The following is a 20,868-nucleotide window of genomic DNA, read 5'->3' on the forward strand; positions in this document are numbered from 1 at the left end:
CGCTTTTGATTATACAAGGTCAGGCGTGAGTGCCTACCAGCCTCTTTATCTTCTCTATCGCCCCGAGCGCGTCTCCGCCGTACTCGTCGGCCCCGATCTTGTCGGAGAACTCTTTAGTGACGACCGCGCCGCCGACTATGGTAAGGGCCTTTATGCCCTTTGCCTTGAGCCTCTTTATGACATTGTCCATTTCAAGCACCGTCGTGGTCATGAGGGCGGATAGGCCGACTATGTCCACCTTGTTCCTCTCGGCCTCCTCGACGATCCTGTCGGCGCTCACGTTCTTCCCGAGGTCTATGACCTCGAAGCCGTGGTTCTCCAGGAGTGTCGCCACGATATTTTTCCCGATGTCGTGGATGTCGCCCTCAACGGTCGCAAGGAGCACCTTGCCGAGAGAGGGTCCCTTCCTCCCATGCATCTCTTTCTTTAATCTGGCGAAGGCCTTCTTCATGGTGTCGGCGGAGAGCATGACCTGCGGGAGGTAATACCTGTTCGAGGCAAAAAGCTTTCCCACCTCTTCGAGCCCCGGCACAAGCGCCTCGTTCGATATCCTTATGGGCTCCCAGCCCTCCTTTAGCGCCTCTTCGACGAGCGCGGTTATGTTCTCCTCGTCGCCTTCGATGATGGCGCGCTTGAGCCTGCCGCCTATGGACAGGGCCGCCGCGTCAGGGGCGGCTGCCGGAACGCCCTCCGTCTTTACATCCTGGTCCTCGGTAAGCGCCTGGTGCCTCCTTATGTACCTCTCGGCCCGGACGTCCTTGTTCATGAGGACGAGCGAGGCGTGGAAGGCGTCCATCATGGCCTTGTTATTCGGGTTTATGATGGCCGCGTCAAGGCCCGCCGCAAGGGCCATGGTGAGGAAGTTCGCGTTTATGACCTCCCTTGCCGGGAGGCCGAAGGATATATTGCTTACGCCCAATACCGTCGAGAGGCCGAGCCGCTCCTTTACAAGCCTTATGGCCCTCAAGGTCTCCTTTGCGCTCTCGGGAGCCGCGCTAACGGTCATGGCCAGGCAGTCTATGACGAGGTCCTCTTTTCTCATGCCCGCCTTTATTACCCTGTCGAGCATCCTCTCTGCTACCCTGAGCCTGCCCTCTGCCGTATCGGGTATGCCATCGTCATCGAGGGCAAGGCCCAGGAGGGCTGCCCCGTACTCCCTGGCAAGGGGGAGTATGGATGATAGTTTCTTCTCCTCGCCGCTAATGGAGTTTATAAGGGGCTTCCCGTCAACGGCCTTAAGCCCGGCTAGCACAGCCGCAGGGTCGGAAGAGTCGATGATTATCGGAAGCCTCGAATTTTCGTTCACCGCATAGACGGCCCTTGCCATTGCCGATGGCTCGTCAATGCCCGGCACTCCTACGTTTACGTCAAGCGCGTCGGCCCCGGCCGATTCCTGCCCCCTGGCCTCGTTCCGTATCCCGGCCGTCTTCCCCTCTTTTATCTCCGCTGCAAGGAGTTTCCTGCCCGTAGGGTTTATCCTCTCGCCTATGATTATTGGCTGGAAGGCGCCTCCGAACGATATGAACGAGGTCCGGGATGAAAGCGCGGTGAAACCGGCTTCCCTGGCGGGCGCTGGTTTCGAGCTCCGGAATGCGTCGCCCATCTTCCGTATGTGCTCGGGTGTGGTGCCGCAGCAGCCGCCGAGGACTCTCACCCCGGCCCCAGCGAGCCTGGGTACGAAGGCCGCCATCTCCTCGGGAGAGGCCGGGAAGACTGTCTCGGTCCCCTTCAGGACCGGGATGCCCGCGTTGGCCTGGGCTATCAGGGGAATGGATACCACCTTTGACATGGCGAGTATCGCCTTATATATGCCTTCTATGCCGAGTGAGCAGTTCGCGCCCACGCAGTCCGCCCCGAGAGAGGCGGCGGCGATGGCGAAGGACTCCGGGGGAGTGCCGAGGACCGTCCTCATGGTCTCGTCAAAGGTCATTGTGGCGACGACCGGAAGCCCGGCTGCTTTCGCGCCCTTTATCGCGGCCTTCATCTCGCGGAGGTCCATCATGGTCTCGATTATGACGAGGTCCGCGCCGCCCTCCTTGAGGGCCATCGCCTGCTCCATGAATATTTCCTCTGCCTCGTCAAAAGGCAAGTCTCCGACGGGCTCGATAAACTTTCCGGTTGGGCCGAGCCCTCCGGCCACGAACCTGTCCGGGCCGGCGGACTCCCTGGCGCACTTGGCCGCCGCGACGTTTATCTCCCTTAGCTTCGGGGCGAGGCCGTATTCGTCGAGCTTCACCCTGTTAGCGCCGAACGTGTTCGTGGTCACGATATCGGAGCCGGCTTCGATATATAACGAATGCACCTTCTTTACGAGCCCCGGCTCCTTCAGGCAAAGCTCGTCCGGGCAGCCGCCGGGCTTGAGCCCCAGCCTCTGGAGCATTGTCCCCGTGGCGCCGTCGAAGACGAGCGGCCTTTTGGTAAGTTCTGAAATGAAATCCCGCATTTATACTCTCCCGAAAGGAATCAGATCAGGCAAATTGTAACCGTTTATATTGCTACCCGCAAGGCTTTATCCCGAAAACGCACGATAAAAATCCTAAAGCAAAGGGCCTGTCCGTCCGAAAAGCAAACTGTAGGCATCCAGGTCTTTCGAAGCGGGTGGAGAGCATGCGCATCTTACAGCATTACCTCAATAGCCTGCACGTCTTCTGCAGGATGCGTTCCCTCGGGATGAGCAAGGCCAGGGCCCTCATGCTATCCCGGTTATGGGAGAGGCTGATACATCCCTATATCTACAGGCGAGGCTGAAGAGTCAGCCGACCCGTATCTCCATCGCCTCGAGCTCCTTAATCCTGTCCCTCAATTCCGCCGCCTTCTCGAAATCCATCTTCCTCGCCGCCCTGTCCATCTCCTTCCTGAGCGACTTTATGAGGCGCGGCAACTCGTGCGGCGGCACGTACTCCCCGGCCTTTTCCGCGGCAACGGGGACCGTATAGTAGTCGCTTTCGTAGATGGAGCTCAGGACGTCCTTTATCCTGCTCTTTATGGTCTCGGGGGTGATGTTGTTCGCCCTGTTGAACTCGGATTGCTTCTCTCGCCTCCTTGCGGTCTCGTCTATCGCTGCCTTCATTGATCTCGTAATGGAGTCCGCGTAGAGTATGACCTTGCCGTTTACGTTCCGCGCGGCCCTGCCCGAGGTCTGTATCAGCGACCTCTCGGAGCGGAGAAACCCTTCCTTGTCCGCGTCGAATACGGCAACGAGCGAGACCTCGGGTATGTCGAGCCCCTCTCTCAAAAGGTTTATCCCGATGAGCACGTCGAATTTCCCCATCCGGAGGTCCCGGATTATCTCCACCCTCTCAAGCGTCTCGATGTCCGAGTGCAGGTACTTGACCTTTATGCCGAGCTCCGAATAATACTGCGTCAGGTCCTCCGCCATCCTCTTGGTGAGGGTAGTAACGAGCACCCGCTCGCCCGCCTTTACCCTCTTCCTTATCTCGGATAGGAGGTCGTCCACCTGGGTAGCCGCGCTCCTGACCTCTATTTCCGGGTCCATGAGGCCGGTCGGCCTTATTATCTGCTCGACTACGCTCCCCCCGGCCATCCGGTACTCGTACTCGCCGGGCGTGGCAGACACATATACCGCCTGGCTTATTTTCCTTCCGAACTCCTCGAACCTGAGCGGCCTGTTGTCCAGGGCCGAAGGGAGCCTGAACCCGTACTCTACGAGCGTTTCCTTCCTCGAGCGGTCGCCGTGGTACATGCCGTTAAGCTGCGGCACCGTTATGTGGCTCTCATCGAGGAATAATATGTAGTCCTCCGGGAAATAATCGATCAGCGTATAGGGCGGCTCGCCCGGAAGCCTCCCAGAGATATGTCTCGAATAGTTCTCTATGCCCGGGCAGTAGCCCATCTCCTGGAGCATCTCTATATCGAAAAGCGTCCTCTGCTCTATTCTCTGCGCTTCCAGGAGCTTCCCTGCGGCCTTAAGCTCCTTAAGCCTTTCGCGTAGCTCCACCCTTATGCCCTCGATGGCCCTCGTCAGGTTGTCTCGCGTCGTAACGAAGTGGCTCGCAGGGTGTATGAGCGCCTTTTCGGCCTTTCTCAATGGCTTTCCCCGGAGCGGGTCTATTTCTGTTATGGATTCGATCGTATCGCCGAAGAACTCGAACCGGAGTGCGGTCTCAGCCTCGTATGCCGGGAATACGTCCACCACGTCTCCCCTGACCCTGAACGCGCCCCTGTGGAAATCCACGTCGTTCCTCGTATACTGCATTTCCACGAGCTTTTTAAGGAACGCCGACCTGTCGGTCTCCATGCCCCGCTCCGCGTAGACGTGCATGGAGCCGTAGTCGTCAGGCGAGCCTATTCCATAGATGCAGGAGACCGAGGCGACTATGATGACGTCCCTCCTTGTCAGGAGGGAGTGGGTCGCCGAGTGCCTTAATTTGTCTATCTCGTCGTTTATGGAGGCGTCCTTCTCGATGAAGGTGTCGGTCGTCGGAACGTAAGCCTCTGGCTGGTAATAGTCGTAGTAGGAGACGAAGTACTCTACCGAGTTCTCCGGGAAGAGGTCCCTGAACTCTGCATAGAGCTGGGCCGCAAGGGTCTTATTCGGGGCGATGACGAGCGCCGGCCTGCCGAGCTCCTCTATGACCTTGGCAGAGGTAAAGGTCTTGCCAGAGCCGGTGACGCCCAGAAGCACCTGATGCTTTTCGCCGCCCCTAAGCCCCTCGACAAGGACCTCTATGGCCTGTGGCTGGTCCCCTTTTGGCGTAAAATCGGATTTTATCCTGAATGGCGATTCTTTTTTTCTCATCTAACGCCTTATAATTACTTGTATTTCCTAAAAAAGTTTACCTTCTAAGATATCATGAAAGCCGCATGGAGTAAACAGGAGCCACGGACTACGGCTTAGAGCTTGCCGAGGATCCGTTCGGCGGAGACCAGGCCAAAAAATATTTTTATTTCCCGGCTCCTTGTGCTATTTTTAATATTTCTGGCAAAAACGCGGAAATGACAGGAGCAATATCAAATGGATTATAAGGAGACCCTTAACCTCCCCAAGACCGACTTCCAGATGCGGGCCGAGCTCCCCAAAAAGGAGCCTGAGACGCTTAAGGATTGGGAGGACTCGGGCCTTTACAGGAAGATAATGAAGGCCGGGAAGGAAAGGCCGAAATACACCCTGCATGACGGCCCGCCATACGCGAACGGCAGGATACACATAGGCCACGCCCTTAATAAGATATTAAAGGATTTCGTCGTAAAGAGCAGGTTTATGGCCGGCTTTTCGACCGACTATGTCCCTGGCTGGGACTGCCACGGCCTCCCCATAGAGCTCCAGGTCGAGAAGGAGCTGGGCAAGGAAAAACACAGCGTATCCAAGCTGGAACTGAGAAAGAGGTGCAGGGCCTACGCGGAAAAGTTCGTGGAGGTCCAGCGCGAGGACTTCAAGCGCCTCGGCGTATTCGGCGAGTGGGACAGGCCATATCTGACAATGGACTACGGCTACCAGGCCTCGATACTCCGGGAGCTCAAGAGGTTCGCCGAGAACGGCATCGTTTACAAGGGCAAGAAGCCGGTCCACTGGTGCCCTTCCTGCATGACCGCCCTTGCAGAGGCGGAGGTCGAGTACGCTGACAAGACCTCCCCTTCTATATATGTAAGGTTCGAAATCGATAAGACGGAACTTTCAAAGAGACTCGGCGTAGCCATACCCGGCGAGAAGGCGTATGTCATCATCTGGACGACCACGCCCTGGACCCTTCCGGCGAACCTTGCTATAGCGCTTCACCCGGAGCTCGATTACGCGCTCGTATCCGCCGGGGGCGCATCGTACATAATCGCTGACGGCCTTTTTGAGGAGGTCTCCAAGAAGCTCGGCTGGGCCTCCCCTGAGGTATTGAAGAAGTTCCGCGCCTCTCAAATAGAAGGCATGAAGGCCCGCCATCCTTTCATAGACAGGGACTCCGTCATCCTCCCCGGCGAGCATGTCACGCTCGAAGCGGGCACGGGCGCAGTGCACATAGCGCCGGGACACGGCCAGGACGACTACGAACTCGGCCTTAAGTACGGCCTCGACATATACAACCCCGTGGACGACGCCGGAAAGTTCATGCAGGTCGTGCCGGAGTTCGCGGGGCAGCATGTCTTCAAGGCCAACGACGCAATAGTCGAGCTTCTCAGGAATAACGGCTCCCTCCTCTTGAAGGAAGACATCAGGCACTCATACCCGCACTGTTGGCGTTGCAAGTCCCCCATCATATTCAGGGCCACGGAGCAGTGGTTCGCTTCGATGGAGGCAGGGGAGGCAGGCGGCCTGAGGAAAAAATCCCTGGAGGCCATCGCCGGGAAGGTCAGGTGGATACCCTCCTGGGGCAAAGACCGCATCTACAATATGGTCCAGAACAGGCCGGACTGGTGCCTTTCAAGGCAGCGGGCATGGGGGGTGCCCATACCGGCCCTCAAGTGCGTTAACTGCGGTAAATCCGTCCTCGACCCGGATCTCATGGAGAGGCTCGCCTCTGTAGTCGAGAAGGAAGGCGCTGACGCATGGTTCGGAAGGGACTTGAACGAATTCGCGCCAGACGGCATCTCCTGCCCGGATTGCGGCGGCAGGGAATTCAAAAAGGAAGAGGACATCCTCGACGTCTGGTTCGACTCGGGCGTGAGCTTCGCGGCGGTCCTCGAGAAGAGGGAGAACCTCAAGTTCCCGGCGGACCTCTACCTCGAAGGCAGCGACCAGCACAGGGGCTGGTTCCACTCCTCGCTCCTTGCCTCCGAGGCGACCCGCTCGGTCCCGCCTTACTCGGCGGTCTTGACGCACGGCTTCGTGGTCGACGGCTCCGGAAGGAAAATGAGCAAGTCCACGGGGAACGTAGTAGCCCCGCAGGAGGTCATCAATAAGTACGGGGCAGAGGTCCTCCGCCTCTGGGTGGCCGGCGAGGACTACCGGGAGGACGTCCGCATCTCCGAGGAGATACTTAAGAGGCTTTCCGAGGCCTACAGGAGGATACGGAACACCTTCAGGTTCATACTCGGGAACCTCTACGACTTCGACCCTGAAAAGGATCAAATCCGCTACGAGGAGCTGGAGGAGCTGGACAGGCTTACGCTACACAAGCTCACGAGGCTTACCGAGCGGATACGGGCCGCGTATGATGATTTCGAGTTCCACGTCGTCTACCACTCCGTGCACAACTTCTGCACGGTCGACCTCTCGGCCTTCTATCTCGATGTCGTGAAGGACCGGCTCTATACCGCCAGGGCCGACTCAAGGGGCAGGCGGGCGGCCCAGACCACCATCTACCACGTCCTGGACCATCTGCTCCGCCTTACGGCGCCTGTGCTGGTATTCACCACCGACGAGGCGTGGGCCTTCATACCGGGGAAAAAGGAGGGTAGCGTGCATCTTGCGTCCCTGCCCGAGCCTCAAAAAGGGTGGCTCGACCCGTCGCTCGAGGAGAAATGGGAGAGTCTCATGGAGTATAAGGGCGAGATATCGAAGGCGCTGGAGATGGCGCGGCAGCAGGCAAAGATAATAGGCCATCCGCTCGATGCGCAGGCCGTCGTATACCCGCCTGAAAAAGACCTGGACCTCCTCCGGAGCGAGGAGAAGGCGCTGGAAGAGGTGCTCATCATATCGAGGCTCATCATCTCCGACCAGCCGCTCGTGGATACCGCGGTGAAGGACGGGAAGTCCGTAAAGTTTACGTCCGAGGAGATACCCGGGCTCCATGTGGTAATAGGCAGGGCGGACGGAGGCAAGTGCGAGAGGTGCTGGCATTACAGCACCTATGTCGGCAAGGACCAGGAGCACCCGGCCGTCTGCGAAAGATGCGTGGAGGCGCTGAGATAAGGACCAATCACAAAATATTCGCGGCGGTCTCGGCGGGGATAGCCGTCCTCGACCAGCTGACAAAGCTCGTCATCACCCGGAGCCTCTATCCTTACGAGGCCGTGGAGGTGGTGCCGGGCTTTTTCAATATCGTCCATTATCTCAACAAGGGCGCGGCTTTCGGCATCCTCAACCAGGGAGGCGCCCTTGGGAAGCTCTTCCTCATAGGCGTATCCCTTGCCGCGCTCGTGCTCCTTGCGGTTCTCGCAAGACAGTCGAGCGACAGGCTCTCCGTTCTGGCCTTCTCGCTAATCGCCGGGGGCGCGCTCGGGAACCTCGTCGACAGGATACGGTTCGGCTCGGTCGTGGATTTTCTGGACTTCCATATCGCCACATGGCACTGGCCTGCGTTCAATGTGGCTGACTCCGCCATAACCGTCGGGGTGGGGATAGCGATTTTCAGCTATTTCTTTTCCAAGGATCCGCACGAATAATTCAACGCATTAAAGACTTATCTTGTCCGATTTCCGCTTGAAACCCTGCCTGAAAAGTGGCAAAATCAGCACTCTTTAAAAAAATTATAATCAGGCCGACAGGTCCAGATATAAAAACTCCCAGGGCCGCTCGGTCGCGCTTACTTTGCCCGGGTGAACTATTGAAAAACGATTGGATAATCCGGAGTCGGAGCTCAAGCGGGCGCCGGAGCATCTGTATGGCCGACTTGTAACTGTCTAAAACGCCTGTCCTTGATTGAACCAGGTCAGGTTAGGGCTATACTTTCTAAAAGAGTGAAATAACGAGCTCAGACCTGCCTGCGGAATTGGTCCGGGGATGATAATCAGCCATTAATCAGGATTCGCGTGGTCGTTTTTCCATTCGTTAATACGCACCGGAGGTTGAGATGAGTAACTCGAACGAAAAGATGCTGGGCTGGGGAGACCTGCTGGATCTCAAGCGCATGGATATACGGGTGCTCCATAAGACCTGGTTCGCCTTCTTTCTTACCTTCTTCGTCTGGTTCAACATGGCCCCGCTCGTGACGGTCATAGCCGAGGACACCGGCCTCACGATGCAGCAGATGAAGCTCCTGGCCATCTGCAACGTGGCGCTTACAATGCCTGGCAGGGTTATCATCGGCATGCTCTCGGACAAGTTCGGGCCGAGAAAAACGTTCACGGGGATAATGCTGGTGCTGGCCCTCCCCTGCTTCGCGTTCGCCTTCGGCAGCTCCTACACCCAGATGCTCGTATCGAGGCTCCTCCTTTCGGTGGTCGGCACCGGGTTCGTGGTCGGCATCCACATGACCTCGCTCTGGTTCAAGCCAAGGGACATAGGTTTCGCCCAGGGCGTGGAAGCGGGGCTCGGAAACTGGGGTTCCTCCATAGCGGCCATAACCCTCCCAATCCTGGCCATCAATATCTTTCACGGCGCATGGGGCTGGCGCTACTCGATAGCCGCAAGCGGCGTGGTGATGATGGCCTTCGGCCTCTACTATTATTTTTCCACCACCGACGGCCCGCCCGGCACGACCCGCCACAAGACAAGGAAGGCCGCGGCCATCGAGGTCAGCACCTGGGGCAACATGATAAACGCCATAGTCTGGACCGTGCCCATAATAGGCATCCTGGCCCTTCTCGCCTGGCGCATCTACGACATGGGCTTCATGAGCATGAGGGCGCTTGTCGTATCGCTCATTGTGATAGGGGCCGTCGTTCTCTACCAGACGATCCAGATAGTCAGGGTCAATCTGCCCATCCTCAAAAGGGGGGTCCCGGCGGACGACAAATACAGGTTCACTGACGTCGCGTGCCTCTGTACCTGCTACATGGCTTCCTTCGGCGCGGAGCTCGGGGTGATATCGATGCTCCCCACCTTCTTCCAGAACACCTTCGGCCTTACGCCCCAGTACGCGGGCCTCATTGGCTCGCTCTTCGCGTTCATGAACTTCTTCTCGAGGTCGCTCGGCGGGTATATCTCTGACAGGTCTTCCACGCGGCGAGGCGTGATGCTCGTGTACCTTGCCGGGATCACGATAACCTTCGGCCTCATGGGCCTCATAAGCGCTTCATGGCCGCTCTGGACGGCCGTGCTAGTAACCATACTCTGCGCCATCTTCGTGACCGGCGGCTGCGGCACCACCTACGCACTCGTGCCCCTTATAAAGAGGCGCATAACCGGGCAGGTGACCGGTTATGTGGGCGCTTACGGGAGCGTAGGGGCGACACTCTACCTCACCGCATACACCTTCATGAGCGACAGCGCCTTCTTCTTCTTCATAGGCGGGACGGCCCTGGCTACCTTCGTCTTCTGCCTCTTCTTCCTCAAGGAGCCCCACGGCGCTTTCGCTCACGAGTACCAGCTTTCCTCGGTCGACAGGGAGCTTATGAAATCAGGAAAGTTCTGATTGTCCTCCCGGAATTAATGAAAGGCAGCCTATGAACCTCTCCCCGGCTGAAGGCCGGGGTTTCTGACCGTTTCTCCAAAATTAGAGATTTTTCCCGCAATCAAGGAAGGCCGGGAATAAAAAGCGGAGCATATATGACAATATGTGAGCATTTTTATTACCGGCCTGACACAGAGTCGGGGAAAAGATCAATTTTTAGAGGCTGCTTGGGCCGGGTCAGTCTTTCTCCAACCCGAGCCTTTCCGACTCCCCGGATATGAACTCCCTGAGGATGGCCAGGTCCTTATCTGATATGGATGTGAACATCACGCCGTAGCCCCCGAAAAGGGTCTTGGAGGAGACGTCGGAGGTGGACCATTTCACCGTCGCCCTGGCCTCTAGCACCCCCGGGGAGCCCGGTACCGAGAACCTGAGCTTCAAGACCGCCCCGGCCAGAAGCTCGGTCCTGGTATTGAGGAAAGCGCCTGTTTCGCTCAGGTTCAAAAGATATCCGGTCTTCACTATTTCGCCTACCGAAAAGTCCGCGGGGATAGAGACCGGGACCCTGAGCCTCGGCCTCCCCACGGATACCTTGTCCGGGAAAAGCAGCCTGTTGACCCTGAAGATTATCTGCTCAGGCGTAAGCCCCTTTGTCATGAGCCCGTCCGCGCCCAGGCTTTTGAGCTTCTCCATCACCTCCCCGGGCTCATACGCGCCGGTTATGACGAGCACCGGGAACCTGCCCTTCAAGCCGTTCCGGCTTAGCCAGTCGAGGACGCTGAAGCCGTCCATGTCAGGCATCTGGAGGTCCAGCATCAGGAGGTCTATGCCGGCTGAGTCTATCTTGAGCTCCCCTATGAGCTCCCTTCCGTCCTTAACGAGCCTCACCTTGTGCCCGGCCTCGACGAGTATGTCGCTCAGCTTGGTCCTGAAAAAGACGGAGTCGTCCGCCACGAGGACGGTCCTGGAGTCCTTGGTTATCATCCCTCTCCTTCCTTTCTTTAAGAGGCCGGCAGGGGCCGCGGGAGACCCGGGCTATAGCATGCGTTTTTAAAAGCGGAGTGCCTTCTTGGTGAGAAACTGGATGGAGTTGGCTTCCTGGGGAAACTATCCGGCCTTTCAGGAAATTATACCTGAAAGGCCGGCCATAGGTCAATCCGGGGTCAATCCGGCTTGGGAAGCTCCCATGTGGCATAGGTGCATGAGGGGTATTTCGAGCAGCTGAAAAAGACCCTGCCCCTTTTGGTCCTCCTCTCGACCAGCATGCCGCCGTCCTGGTTGGGGCAGGGTATGCCTGTCGAAACCGACATCGTGGTCTTGCAGCTCGGGTAATCCGGGCAGGCCAGGAACCTTCCGAAGCGGCCGCTTTTGACGACCATGTTCTTTCCGCAGGTCGGGCAGGGCGTGTCGGTCGCCTCGGCGGTCTTCTCGACCGGCTTCACCTTGCCGTCCTCGCCTATGGTGAAGTCTTTGGTGTTCTTGCATTCGGGATATGCGGAGCAGGCCAGGAACTTGCCCTTGCGCCCCCATTTTATGACCATCATGCTCCCGCATTTCTCGCAGGATATGTCGGTCGGTACCTCCTCGGCCTTTATGTTTTTCATCTCCTTCTTGGCGCGATCGAGGCTTTCCCTGAAGGGGCCGTAGAACTCCTTCATGGTCTCGCGCCACTCGGCGCGGCCTTCCTCGATCATGTCGAGCTCCTCCTCCATGTGGGCCGTGAACTCGATATCGAGGATGCCGGGAAAGCTCTGCACGAGCATGTCCGTGACCGTGAAGCCCAGCTCCGTGGGCTTGAGCTGCTTGTTGTCCTTTACGACGTATTCCCTGTCCTGGATGGTCGAAAGTATGGCGGCGTAGGTCGAGGGCCGGCCTATGCCCTTCTCTTCGAGCTCCTTTACGAGCGAGGCCTCTGTGAACCTCGGGGGCGGCTGGGTGAAGTGCTGCGCCGGATCGAGCCCGAGGAGCTTCAGGTCCTCCCCCTTCTTGAGGGCCGGGAGCCTCTCCTCCTTCTCCTCCTCCACGTCCTGGCCCTCTATGTAGACGGCCATGAACCCGGGAAACTTTACAGTCGAGCCCGAGGCGGAGAAGATATAGCCCTTCGCCTCTATCTGGGCCCTGGTCTGGTCCATCACCGCGTGCGTCATCTGGCAGGCGATGAACCTGTTCCATATGAGCTGGTATAGCCTCCACTGGTCCCTTGAGAGGTGCGCCTTCACGGCCTCGGGCGGGTACTGGAAATAGGTCGGCCTTATGGCCTCGTGCGCGTCCTGGGACTTCTTCTTGGACTTGTATACGTTCGGGGACTTCGGGAGGTAATCGGCCCCGTATTTTTCCTGGATGAAAGCGCGCGCTGCCGCGACCGCCTCTGCCGATATCCTGGTCGAGTCGGTCCTCATATAGGAGATAAGCCCGACGGGTCCCTCGCTTCCGAGCTCCACGCCCTCATAGAGCTGCTGCGCGAGCATCATGGTCTTCTTTGCGGTGTAGCCGAGCTTCCGCGCGGCCTCCTGCTGGAGCTTACTTGTGGTAAACGGGGCTGCCGGGTTCCTTTTCGTCTCCCTGGCCTCTACCTCTGACACCCTGTACGAGGCCCCGTCGAGATCCGCGAGCGCGTCTTTTGTCTCGGATTCGTTATTTAATTCGAGTTTCTGGCCGTCCTTTTTTGCGAGCTTCGCCGTGAACGCGGCCCCTCCGAGGGTTTCGAGCCTCGCGGATACCGACCAATACTCCCTGGGCACGAATGCCTGTATCTCGCGCTCCCTGTCGCAGATTATGCGGACCGCGACGGACTGGACCCTTCCGGCGGAAAGGCCCCTGCGGACCTTGTCCCAGAGTATTGGGCTCACCTGGTAGCCCACGAGCCTGTCGAGGACGCGCCTGGCCTGCTGAGCCTCGTATTTGTGCTGGTCGAGGCTCGTCGGGTGGCCTATGGCCTCCTTTACGGCCTTTTCCGTTATCTCGTTAAAGAGGACCCTGAAGGTCTTCTCCTTCTTCTTGTCTATCTCCTCGGCTATGTGCCATGCTATTGCCTCGCCCTCCCTGTCGGGGTCGGGTGCGAGGAATATCCTCTCGGCGGACTTTCCGGCCTTCTTGAGCTCGCGGACGGTCGCGGTCTTGCCCTTTATAAGCTCATAATGGGGCTCGAAGCCGTTGTCCACCTCGATGCCGAGCTTGCTCTTGGGGAGGTCCTTTATGTGGCCCACGGAGGCGAGCACGTTGAAGTCCTTGCCGAGGAACTTGTTTATGGTCTTGGCCTTTGCCGGCGATTCTACTATGACAAGCGATTTTCCCATCTCTCTATTCTTTCCTTAGATTCCCTTCTCAAGGTTTCACGACACAGCCCTTCCGGCTGCATGTCTTTCAAAAAATAATCCTTTCAGGGGAAGTGTGACGCGGTCTGCCCTGGCTTCGTGCCTGCGGGTTTCAAGCGGCCTGAAGGCCGAGTTTATTATAACATAATTCAGGGCCGATGCATGGGCAATCGCAAAAACCCGGTTATACCCTCCGGAGAAAGCACTTCCCCGGCTTCTGCTCGATAAAGCCCTTGAGCTCCATCTGGAGTAGAAGGGTGGAGGCCCTTGCAGCCGTAAGCCCGGTAGCATGGAGGATGCTGTCTATGTGCTCCGGCCCCTCTTTGAGAGCCTTTAATATCAGCATCTCTTCCCCTTCGAGCTGGACCGGCTTCTCCCCCGATTTCTCTTCAACTCTCGCGGGGCTTATGGAAAGCGCCCCTGCTATATCGGCGGCGCTCTCCACGAGCCCGGCGCCGTCCTTTATGAGCTTGTTTGTGCCGCTGCTCCTTAAGGAAGTCACCTGGCCGGGGACGGCGAAGACCTCCCTCCCGTACTCGAGCGCAAGCCTCGCGGTCATGAGGGAGCCGCTCCTTACTGGCGCCTCCACCACGACCAGCCCCCTTGAAAGCCCGCTGATAATCCTGTTCCGCCTCGGGAAGTTCTGCTTAAGGGGCGGGGTGGACATGGGGTACTCGGATATGAGGGTCCCCTTTTCGGCTATCTCATCGTAAAGCTTCCTCGACTCCCCCGGATATACCAGGTCCACGCCCGTGCCCAGGACCGCCGCGGTGAACCCGCCCGCCGAGATTGCTCCCTTGTGCGCGGCCGAATCGCAGCCCCTTGCCATTCCGCTGACTATCAATGCTCCCATGTTCGCGAGCCCCGAGGCGAGCGCCTCGGCCATCCTCAGCCCGTAGTGAGTCGGGCGCCTCGTGCCTACTATGCCCACGGCCGGGAGGTCGTCCCTCCACTCAAGGCCCTTCATATAAAGAAGGCAGGGCGGGTCGTACATGCTCGCAAGCGCCGACGGGTAGCCAGGAGAGCCGTATGGCACTACCCTTCCGCCGTGCTTCGAAGCCAGCAGAAGCTCCATCTCGGCCCGGTCCCAGGAACCGAAATCCCTTATTGCCCGGGCGAGCCCAGGAGAATATGATTCAAGAGAGCTCCTTTCGGATGAGAAGACACCCTCCGGACTGCCGAATCTTTCAAGTAAATCGGCTATATTGAACCGCTCTATGCCCTTAAGAAGGCTCAGGGCAAGCCAGTATACGAGCCTATCTTTACCCAACCATTACCCCTGAGGCGTATCCGATGCCCGGCTTGTGAAGGGAGCTTGTGACCGGGGCGGCGGATGCCGCCCCGCTTGAAAACTTACTGGTTACTGGTGGAGACCTTGTCTCCCCATACTATGGGTCTCTTGCTCTTCAGGACGACACCGGTGGAAGTGGCCTGGCCTGCCTCCAGGATGACGAGGGTGCCGAGTTCAAGCGGCGGAAGGCTGACCTTTTTTTTCTTTTTGGCCATGGGGTCTTGCGCCTCCGGGACCGGCCTGAAGATGCGCATGATGTTTCCGGTCTTTACGCCGTCAGCCGAGCCCTTGTCTATGTAGGCTATGTCTCCCTCGGAGAGGTTCTCCCTTGATTCGAGCGCGGTCACTATGATGCCGCTCACTTCTGATTCAGCCTCGGTGAGCGCCACTTCGAGAACGGGCGGGCTGTAAGGCCTGAGCCTGGCCCCTGTCGGGACCTCCTTGAAAGATTTCTCTATCACTCCCTCGGCCGGGGCCTCGGCCCTGGTTATCCTGAGGCTGCCTATGACCTCGACTTCGCTCCCCATCTTTTTCCTGGTCTCGGGGTGCCGTATCTTCTTTCCTTCTACGAATACCGTGAAGCGGTCGCCGGCCTTTACGTCCCGGGCATCCCCGAATGAGATATACACCTTGTCGCCCTGGCTCATGAAGAGCTTGCCTTCTTCCTGCTTCACGATGGCGCCGCTCCCCTTGAGCTCGGCTTCGGAGATAAAGCCGCTCCTGGCCATTGCGTGGTCCTTGACCCTGGGCCCCTGGTCCACGGCCTTCTGAGCCACATCGGCCTCTTCTGTCCGGGCTTCCGGTTCTTGATTCTCTTCCGGCTCGAGCACGACGACCGGTTCCCCATCGCTCAGTTCGACCTTGTAGAGGCCCTCTGCCTTTTCATCGGGCTTAAGAACCTCGATGCCCTCGGGGGTAATTCTCACGATATTGCCGGGGTATATGAGATGCGGGTTCTTGATATAGGGATTGTTCTTCCAAAGGCCGGGCCATTTGAAAGGATCTTCGAGGTATTTCCCGGAGATGTCCCAGAGAGTGTCCCTCGGGACGATCTTGTGATGAACCGGCTCTTCAGTGCCTTCCGCCTTTCCCGCCTCTCCGGCGAGGAGCCCGCCGCCGTACAAAAGCGAGACTGAAAAGGCGAGGACCGAACAACCGAGCTTGATCGCGAACCTTTTGGAGTACATACCGTACCTACCTTTCGCCTTTCAGGCCTCCAAGGGCCTTCGCGGCAATCGAGGCCGCATGGGAGCCTGGGTATTTCTTCACGAGCCTTTCAAGGGCCGCCCTTGCCTCGATATCGCGCTTCATCTCCTGGTAAGAGAAACCGATCTTGAGGAGCGCGTCAGGGGCCTTGTTCTCTTCCGGGTACTTATCGACTACTTCCGAGAATTTCTCAAGGGCTTTTTCGAAGTCCCTTGCCGAGTAATAGGACTCGCCTATCCAGTAAAGCGCGTTGTCCGAGAGGGTATGCCTGGGGTATGAACCAAGAAAAGACGAAAAGACCTTCCTTGCGTCCTCGTGTCGCCCGGCCATGAAAAGGTCCTGTCCCTCGTTGTATAAAGCCGAAGCATCGCGGAGAACGTCTCCCTTGTCCCAGCCGTGTCCCTTTTCCTTGACGGCCGGGACGTGCTTTCCGCCTTCTTCCGAGAGCGGGACCACCTTGAGGCCCTGTGGAGGCAAGACCGGGACCGTGCCGAGGTTCTCGACCTCGGCCCTGGTCTCCTCTATCTTCTCCTGCAGGAGCACTATCCTGTTCCCGAGGTCGTCTATCCTGGAGTTTGCCTCTGACACGGAAGTCCTGAGCTCGGCAACCTGCTTTGAAAGCTCGTCTATCGACTTCTGCTGGCCGAACCCGGCGCACCCGGCGAGCGGGAAAGCTGCAAGGACTAATATAAGCGTACTCAGTCTCATTCCGGAAAAGTAATCCCCTTGGCCCGGGTTGTCAAGCAAAAAACGTCCCTCCCCGTCTAAAGCCATTTTTTAAACGACAAAAAAGCCGTGATTTTTAAGAGGCCGGGGCCTGATGGCAAAAGGCCTTTGTTCGAGTAAATATCTTTACGCCTAAGCGCCCCGGGCGTCAGTGACCCGAATCACCTTCGAGCATTTCCCCGATCTTTCTTCCCAGGAGCGCCCTGCCATCCCCTGTAACGGCCGAGAATAGGACCGGGCCGGTTACGGACGATTCCTTTTTCAATTTTGCAGCCCTCGATGAAAGCTGGTTTGCGGAGAGCTTGTCGGTCTTGGTAAAGACCACCTTGCAGCCTATGCCGTGTCCGTTCAGCCACTCGAGCACGTTTGCCTCCTCCTCGCCCATGTCCCGCCTCGGGTCGAGTATGAGGAGCGCGCCCTTTATGCTTTCGCGCCTTCTGAAATATTCCTCGGTCATGCCCTCCCAGCGCTTCCTTTCCTCCCGGGATACCTTCGCGTACCCGAAACCCGGGAGGTCCACGATGTAGAACCGCCCGTTTATGAGATAGAAATTGATTGTGCGGGTCTTCCCTGGCTGGGAGCTTGTCTTTGCAAGGCCCTTTCTCCCCGTGAACGAGTTTATTAGCGAGGACTTGCCGACGTTGCTCCTGCCGATTAGGACTATCTCAGGGAGGCCTGTCTTCGGGCACTGCTCTATCTTCACCGCGCTCGCTATATACTCGGCGCTCATCACTTTCATGAGGTCACCGAGACGATTTCCTCGTATGTGGTCCCGCCCTGGAGCATCTTCCGCACCGCCGACTCCCTCAGGGTGGACATGCCGTCCTCCCTGGCGGCCTTGAAGACCGCGTTGGTGTCGCTCGTTTTGGCCACCACTGATTTCACCCTCTCGGTAAACTCGAGCACCTCGAAGATGCCGGTCCTGCCCTTATAGCCTGTGCCCCTGCACTCGGGGCAGCCCTCGCCGTACCAGACCCTGTATTCGCGGTCGTTCTTGAGCCTCAAGTTCTGGACCTCTTCGGGTTCGAGCGCCCGTTCCTTCCGGCAGTGTACGCATATCTTCCTTACGAGCCTCTGGGCGATTATCCCGGCAACCGTCGAGTTTATGAGGAAGTTCGGCACTCCCAGGTCCGCAAGCCTCGTAACTGTCGAGGGCGCGTCGTTCGTGTGGAGAGTGGAAAAAACAAGATGCCCGGTGAGCGCGGCCTGGACCGCGTTATCGGCTGTTTCCCTGTCCCGTATCTCGCCGACCATGATGATGTCAGGGTCCTGGCGGAGAATGGTGCGGATGCTCCCGGCAAAATCCACCCCGATCTGCTGCTGCACGCCCACCTGGTTGAACTCCTCGACTATCATCTCTATGGGGTCCTCTATGGTGACGATATTCACCTCCGGAGAGGATAGCGACTTCAAGGCCGAATAGAGGGTCGTGGTCTTGCCGCTGCCCGTCGGGCCGGTCACGAGCACTATGCCGTTCGTCTTCTTGAGAAAGGAGTTGAAGGTCTCAAGCTCCCTGGCCGTAAAGCCCAGCGACGATATGTCCTGGAAAAGGAGCTCCGGGTCGAATATCCTTATGACCACCTTCTCGCCGAAAGCCGTGGGGAGGGTGGAGACACGGAGCTCTATCTCCCGGTCCTTGAACTCGGTCTTGATCCTCCCGTCCTGCGGCCTCCTCTTCTCGGCTATGTCCATCCTCGATAGCATCTTTATCCTTGATATGATGGACGGGTGGACGGCCTTGGGCACTGTGTGGATGTAATGAAGGACGCCGTCGATCCTGAGCCTCACGACCGACCTGTCCCTCTTGGGCTCGATGTGTATATCGCTCGCCTTCTGCTCGTAGGCGTAGTGGAGAAGGTACTCGACCGCGTTCACTATGTGCTGGTCGGTAGCCTCGAGCTCGACCGAGCCCTTGAGCCTCACGTACTGCTCGAGGTTCCCCAGGTCCCCTATGGTCGAAGACTCCTTCTCGGCGGCCCCGACCGAGTACCTGAAACCGTAGAACTCCCTCACGATCTTGAGGATATCGCTCTTTGAGCTCAGGACGAGCTCTATCCTCATCTTCCTGGTGGCCTTGAGGCTCTCGACCGCCTCCAGGTTGAAGGGGTCCGCGACGGCGAGCGTAACCACGCCTCCCTTTTCCTCTACCGGCACAACGAGATAGCGCTGGGCAAAAGGCCTAGGTATGTGGGATGTGACAATATCGAGGTTGAGCTTCAGGGGGTCTATTTTGAGATACGGCATCCCCACCTCGGCGGCTATGGCCTCGGTTATGGTGTCCTCGGTCAGGTATTTTTCGGTGCCAGGTATCCGGAGCTCGAAAGAGGCTATGACCTCGGCGGGGGAGACTGTCTCGGATATGGTCTGGAGGCGCCTTGAGGAGTAGAAGGAATCGTGCGCCTTCCTCAGCCGCGCCCTCTGTGCCTCGCCCTTTATGGCGACCTCCCTCTCCTCGACAGGGCTAAGAAGCTTCCTTTTTACGAGAAGCTCCGTTACGAAATCCAATGTAAGCGCCTTTTTATCGCTCATCCTGACCATTCCGGCTTTGATTTGAGGAGAGAGGCAAACGGTCCTTTGAGGGCCGGTCTAGGGCCCTTCGCTCTTTTCGGCGGGCCCCGGCTTTTCTTTATCCCTGAGTGCCGTAATGAGCTCTCCAAGGAGCCGGTTCGTCTTCTCCTGCTCCTCTACCATGTTCCTTACGAGCCCCTTTAAGCCGAATACGGAAAACGGCATGGCTATCCAGAGGATAAGGAGGACGCCAATTGATACGGCTATGAATATCAGGGCGGCGATAAAGAACGTGAACGCCCCGTCAGTGAACGGCAGGTCCATCATTTTCTATTCCCCTCCGGAGATTACCCCGGCAGCCATGCCCCACTCTATACTGGCCTGCTCGGCCTTCAACATGTCCTTTATCGTGAGGGTCCCGGTCTTGAGCTCGTTTTCGCCGAGTATGACCACGTAGTCGGCGGAGAGCCTGTCGGCCTTCTTCATCCTGCTCTTGAGAGCGCCTGTCGAGAAGTCCTCGACGACCCTTATCCCGGCCTCCCTCCAGGCGGCTACAAGCTCCACGCCCTTCCGGACCGCCTCGTCGCCGAGGGCGATGAAAACGGTAAGGGGCTTTCCGGGCGCGGCGCCCTTCATTATGAGCGCGAGCCTCTCTATCCCTACCGCGAACCCGAAGCACGGGGTCTGGGGGCCGCCGAGCTCGGATACGAGGTTATCGTACCTGCCGCCCGCAGCCACCGCGTTCTGTGACCCGAGCCCGGTATCCGCGGTTATCTCGAAAGTCGTCCGGGTGTAGTAATCGAGCCCCCTTACCATCCTCGGGTTCAGGACCGGGGAGATACCCGAGAGCGCGAGAAAACGCCTTACGTCATTAAAGTGCCCGGCGCAGGGCTCGCACAGGGATTCGAGTATGGAAGGGGCGTTCTTCGTAGCCTCTATGCAGCCGGGTACCTTGCAGTCGAGCGCCCTCAGAGGATTCGCGTCTATCCTCTTAAGGCAGTTCTCACAGAGGTCCCCTGTCCTCTCCTTCAGGTAATTATACAGCTTTTCCTTGTAGGCGGGCCTGCAGTTCCGGTCTCCCAGAGAGTTTATCTGAAGCGCGGCCCCCTCGACCCCGAGCTTCCCGAAATACCTCATGAGCATGGAAATTGTCTCGGCGTCCGCCCTCGGGCTCTCCTCCCCGAAGACCTCCGCCCCCAGCTGATAGAACTGGCGGTACCTGCCCTTCTGCGGCCGCTCGTAGCGGAACATGGGGCCGGTATAGTATAGCCTCGTTACAGGCGCTGTATATAGCTTCCTTTCGATATAGGCCCTGACAGCCGGGGCAGTGCCCTCAGGTCTCAAGGTGATGGAGTCGCCGTGGCGGTCGGTGAAGGTGTACATCTCCTTTTCGACTATGTCGGTCGTCTCCCCTATGGAGCGGAGGAAGAGCTCGGTTTTTTCCACTATCGGGAGCTTTATTTCCGAGAAGCCGTAGGCGCTGAAGACCGACCAGGCGGTCTCCTCTATGTGCCTCCAGAGCTCTGTCTCATTCGGCAGTATGTCGTTAAAACCCCTTACTGAGGTTATGCTCATTAACTAAAAGCCTTTCAGGCCCGCTGGCCCAAGCCGGACCGGTTTCATGACATTATCCGAAATTCTTAACATATCCTATGTTTTT

The 20,868-nt window shown here is 58.0% G+C and carries 15 protein-coding genes; 4 read left to right on the forward strand and 11 right to left on the reverse strand.

What is annotated here, in order from left to right; translation table 11 throughout:
* Positions 1-19 precede the first annotated feature (19 nt).
* Entirely contained in the window at positions 20-2,443 is a 2,424-nt protein-coding gene (locus K8I01_09840; protein MBZ0220718.1) for a homocysteine S-methyltransferase family protein, read from the reverse strand.
* Positions 2,444-2,607: 164 nt separating this feature from the next.
* On the opposite strand from K8I01_09840, the gene K8I01_09845 reads away from it, so the two are divergent.
* Positions 2,608-2,748, forward strand: coding sequence for a hypothetical protein (locus K8I01_09845; GenBank protein MBZ0220719.1), 141 nt, complete (start codon positions 2,608-2,610; stop codon positions 2,746-2,748).
* Positions 2,749-2,752: 4 nt separating this feature from the next.
* Here K8I01_09845 and uvrB read toward each other — a convergent pair whose 3' ends face one another.
* A complete protein-coding gene (uvrB, locus tag K8I01_09850) occupies positions 2,753-4,759 on the reverse strand; it encodes an excinuclease ABC subunit UvrB (GenBank protein MBZ0220720.1) in 2,007 nt (668 codons plus the stop codon).
* A 216-nt stretch (positions 4,760-4,975) separates the two neighbouring features.
* Here uvrB and ileS point away from each other — a divergent pair, with 216 nt between their 5' ends.
* The 3 genes from ileS (at position 4,976) to K8I01_09865 (ending at position 10,184) form a co-directional block, all read left to right on the forward strand.
* A complete protein-coding gene (gene ileS / locus K8I01_09855; protein MBZ0220721.1) occupies positions 4,976-7,801 on the forward strand; it encodes an isoleucine--tRNA ligase in 2,826 nt (941 codons plus the stop codon).
* Positions 7,780-8,274, forward strand: coding sequence for a signal peptidase II (lspA, locus tag K8I01_09860; GenBank protein MBZ0220722.1), 495 nt, complete (start codon positions 7,780-7,782; stop codon positions 8,272-8,274). The genes ileS and lspA overlap by 22 nt, the downstream gene beginning before the upstream one ends.
* Positions 8,275-8,702: 428 nt before the next feature.
* A complete protein-coding gene (locus K8I01_09865; GenBank protein MBZ0220723.1) occupies positions 8,703-10,184 on the forward strand; it encodes an MFS transporter in 1,482 nt (493 codons plus the stop codon).
* 216 nt (positions 10,185-10,400) lie between these two features.
* On the opposite strand, the gene K8I01_09870 is transcribed toward K8I01_09865, so the two are convergent.
* From K8I01_09870 to hisS, 9 genes are all read right to left on the reverse strand, one after another.
* Positions 10,401-11,147 carry a response regulator gene (locus tag K8I01_09870; protein MBZ0220724.1) on the reverse strand — a complete coding sequence of 249 codons (747 nt, stop codon included), beginning with the start codon at positions 11,145-11,147 and terminating at the stop codon, positions 10,401-10,403.
* A 179-nt stretch (positions 11,148-11,326) separates the two neighbouring features.
* Positions 11,327-13,459, reverse strand: coding sequence for a type I DNA topoisomerase (gene topA / locus K8I01_09875; GenBank protein ID MBZ0220725.1), 2,133 nt, complete (start codon positions 13,457-13,459; stop codon positions 11,327-11,329).
* A 202-nt stretch (positions 13,460-13,661) separates the two neighbouring features.
* Entirely contained in the window at positions 13,662-14,747 is a 1,086-nt protein-coding gene (gene dprA / locus K8I01_09880) for a DNA-processing protein DprA (protein ID MBZ0220726.1), read from the reverse strand.
* Positions 14,748-14,830: 83 nt separating this feature from the next.
* Positions 14,831-15,955, reverse strand: coding sequence for a LysM peptidoglycan-binding domain-containing protein (locus K8I01_09885; protein MBZ0220727.1), 1,125 nt, complete (start codon positions 15,953-15,955; stop codon positions 14,831-14,833).
* Between the two features lie 7 nt (positions 15,956-15,962).
* Complete coding sequence (gene ybgF / locus K8I01_09890; protein ID MBZ0220728.1) at positions 15,963-16,682, reverse strand: tol-pal system protein YbgF; 720 nt, start codon at positions 16,680-16,682, stop codon at positions 15,963-15,965.
* Positions 16,683-16,848: 166 nt separating this feature from the next.
* Positions 16,849-17,439: a ribosome biogenesis GTP-binding protein YihA/YsxC gene (gene yihA, locus K8I01_09895; GenBank protein ID MBZ0220729.1), complete on the reverse strand. Its 591-nt coding sequence runs from the start codon at positions 17,437-17,439 to the stop codon at positions 16,849-16,851.
* Positions 17,436-19,229 (reverse strand): GspE/PulE family protein, encoded by a 1,794-nt coding sequence (locus K8I01_09900; GenBank protein ID MBZ0220730.1) that lies wholly within the window; start codon positions 19,227-19,229, stop codon positions 17,436-17,438. The genes yihA and K8I01_09900 overlap by 4 nt, the downstream gene beginning before the upstream one ends.
* 57 nt (positions 19,230-19,286) lie before the next feature.
* The gene (locus tag K8I01_09905; GenBank protein ID MBZ0220731.1) at positions 19,287-19,535 is read right to left on the reverse strand and encodes a hypothetical protein; all 249 of its coding nucleotides are present in this window, start codon (positions 19,533-19,535) and stop codon (positions 19,287-19,289) included.
* Between the two features lie 3 nt (positions 19,536-19,538).
* Entirely contained in the window at positions 19,539-20,783 is a 1,245-nt protein-coding gene (hisS, locus tag K8I01_09910; protein MBZ0220732.1) for a histidine--tRNA ligase, read from the reverse strand.
* Positions 20,784-20,868: the final 85 nt, after the last annotated feature.

This window comes from Deltaproteobacteria bacterium, from assembly GCA_019912665.1.
In the GTDB taxonomy this organism is placed as follows: domain Bacteria; phylum Desulfobacterota; class GWC2-55-46; order GWC2-55-46; family GWC2-55-46; genus UBA5799.

Bases quoted from the DNA above. Each gene is read 5' to 3' on its own strand.
- K8I01_09840 (MBZ0220718.1), bottom strand. From the start codon at position 2,443: ATGCGGGATTTCATTTCAGAACTTACCAAAAGGCCGCTCGTCTTCGAC.
- K8I01_09845 (MBZ0220719.1), top strand. From the start codon at position 2,608: ATGCGCATCTTACAGCATTACCTCAATAGCCTGCACGTCTTCTGCAGG.
- uvrB (MBZ0220720.1), bottom strand. From the start codon at position 4,759: ATGAGAAAAAAAGAATCGCCATTCAGGATAAAATCCGATTTTACGCCA.
- ileS (MBZ0220721.1), top strand. From the start codon at position 4,976: ATGGATTATAAGGAGACCCTTAACCTCCCCAAGACCGACTTCCAGATG.
- lspA (MBZ0220722.1), top strand. From the start codon at position 7,780: ATGCGTGGAGGCGCTGAGATAAGGACCAATCACAAAATATTCGCGGCG.
- K8I01_09865 (MBZ0220723.1), top strand. From the start codon at position 8,703: ATGCTGGGCTGGGGAGACCTGCTGGATCTCAAGCGCATGGATATACGG.
- K8I01_09870 (MBZ0220724.1), bottom strand. From the start codon at position 11,147: ATGATAACCAAGGACTCCAGGACCGTCCTCGTGGCGGACGACTCCGTC.
- topA (MBZ0220725.1), bottom strand. From the start codon at position 13,459: ATGGGAAAATCGCTTGTCATAGTAGAATCGCCGGCAAAGGCCAAGACC.
- K8I01_09885 (MBZ0220727.1), bottom strand. From the start codon at position 15,955: ATGTACTCCAAAAGGTTCGCGATCAAGCTCGGTTGTTCGGTCCTCGCC.
- ybgF (MBZ0220728.1), bottom strand. From the start codon at position 16,682: ATGAGACTGAGTACGCTTATATTAGTCCTTGCAGCTTTCCCGCTCGCC.
- yihA (MBZ0220729.1), bottom strand. From the start codon at position 17,439: ATGAAAGTGATGAGCGCCGAGTATATAGCGAGCGCGGTGAAGATAGAG.
- K8I01_09900 (MBZ0220730.1), bottom strand. From the start codon at position 19,229: ATGAGCGATAAAAAGGCGCTTACATTGGATTTCGTAACGGAGCTTCTC.
- K8I01_09905 (MBZ0220731.1), bottom strand. From the start codon at position 19,535: ATGATGGACCTGCCGTTCACTGACGGGGCGTTCACGTTCTTTATCGCC.
- hisS (MBZ0220732.1), bottom strand. From the start codon at position 20,783: ATGAGCATAACCTCAGTAAGGGGTTTTAACGACATACTGCCGAATGAG.